This window comes from Pseudoroseomonas cervicalis ATCC 49957, assembly GCF_000164635.1.
In the GTDB taxonomy this organism is placed as follows: Bacteria; Pseudomonadota; Alphaproteobacteria; order Acetobacterales; family Acetobacteraceae; genus Pseudoroseomonas; species Pseudoroseomonas cervicalis.
Genome location: NZ_GG771001.1, coordinates 1 through 1,349, shown reverse-complemented (window position 1 = coordinate 1,349; position 1,349 = coordinate 1). Strand labels below are relative to the sequence as shown.

Annotated in this window: 1 protein-coding gene; it reads left to right on the top strand. The window is 74.1% G+C overall.

What is annotated here, in order from left to right; all coding sequences use genetic code 11:
- The first annotated feature begins 209 nt into the window (after nucleotides 1–209).
- On the top strand, nucleotides 210–1,310 hold the full coding sequence (locus HMPREF0731_RS21175; RefSeq protein ID WP_007006288.1) for an NADH:flavin oxidoreductase: 1,101 nt from the start codon (nucleotides 210–212) through the stop codon (nucleotides 1,308–1,310).
- Nucleotides 1,311–1,349 lie beyond the last annotated feature (39 nt).

The following is a 1,349-nucleotide window of genomic DNA, read 5'->3' as shown; positions in this document are numbered from 1 at the left end:
CGCCTCGGCGCGGTCGAAGCCGGGCGGGCGGCCGCGCCGGGCGGGCGGGGTCGGCGGCGTCGTGCATTCCATACCGGGCATTATAGAACTCTTGACAGGCAGGGCGCCACGCCTTTATCCGATTTCTATACCGACCATTCTAGAAATCCCTCCCTCCCCCCAGGCAGCGCCGCCTCGCCCCCTCGCGGGGCGGCGCGACAGGATCCCGCATGAGCCTCGACACCCTGTTCCAGCCCTTCGCCCTGAAGTCGCTGCGGCTGAAGAACCGCCTCGTGATGGCGCCGATGACCCGCTCCTTCTCCCCCGGCGGCGTGCCGGGTGCGGATGTGGCGCGCTACTACCAGCGCCGCGCCGAGGGCGAGGTCGGGCTGATCCTGACCGAGGGCACGGTGATCGACCGCCCCGCCTCCTCCAACGACCCGGCGGTGCCGCGCATCCACGGCGCGGCCGCGCTGGAGGGCTGGCGCCGCGCGGTGCAGGCGGTGCATGGCGCCGGCGGGCGCATCGCGCCGCAGATCTGGCACATGGGCGCGATCGGCCCGCACGCCTCCGGCTGGGTGGCGCCGGCGCCGCAGGAGGGCCCCTCCGGCCTGCGCGCCCCGGGCGAGCCGGTGGGCGTCGCCATGAGCGAGGCCGATATCGAGGCGACCATCGCCGCCTTCGCCCGCGCCGCGGCGGACGCCAAGGCGGCCGGCTTCGACGCCATCGAGCTGCATGGCGCGCATGGCTACCTGATCGACCAGTTCTTCTGGTCCGGCACCAACACCCGCGCCGACCGGTGGGGCGGCGCCACCATCGCCGAGCGCAGCCGCTTCGCGGTGGCCGTGGTGCGCGCCGTGCGCCAGGCGGTGGGCGAGGATTTCGTCATCATCCTGCGCCTGTCGCAGTGGAAGCAGCAGGATTTTTCCGCCCGTCTGGCGGCGAGCCCGGCCGAGATGGAGGCCTGGCTCGGCCCGCTGGCCGAGGCCGGCGTCGACATCTTCCACTGCTCGCAGCGCCGCTTCTGGGAGGCGGAGTTCGACGGCTCCGACCTGAACTTCGCCGGCTGGGCCAAGAAGCTGACCGGGCGCGCCACCATCACCGTGGGTTCGGTCGGGCTCTCCGGCGAGTTCATCGCGGCCTTTGGCGGCGAGACCTCCAGCCCCGCCTCGCTGGACGAGCTGCTGCGCCGCTATGAGCGCGGCGAGTTCGACCTGGTGGCGGTGGGGCGCGCGCTGCTCGGCGACGCCGACTGGGTGCGCAAGGTGCGCGACGGCCGCCGCGACGAACTGCGCGGCTTCAGCCGCGCCGCCCTCGCCGAGCTGGTGTGAGGGCCGGGCCGGCGGCCGGCAGCGCCGCCGCCGGCTGCA

Bases quoted from the DNA above. Each gene is read 5' to 3' on its own strand.
- HMPREF0731_RS21175 (WP_007006288.1), top strand. From the start codon at position 210: ATGAGCCTCGACACCCTGTTCCAGCCCTTCGCCCTGAAGTCGCTGCGG.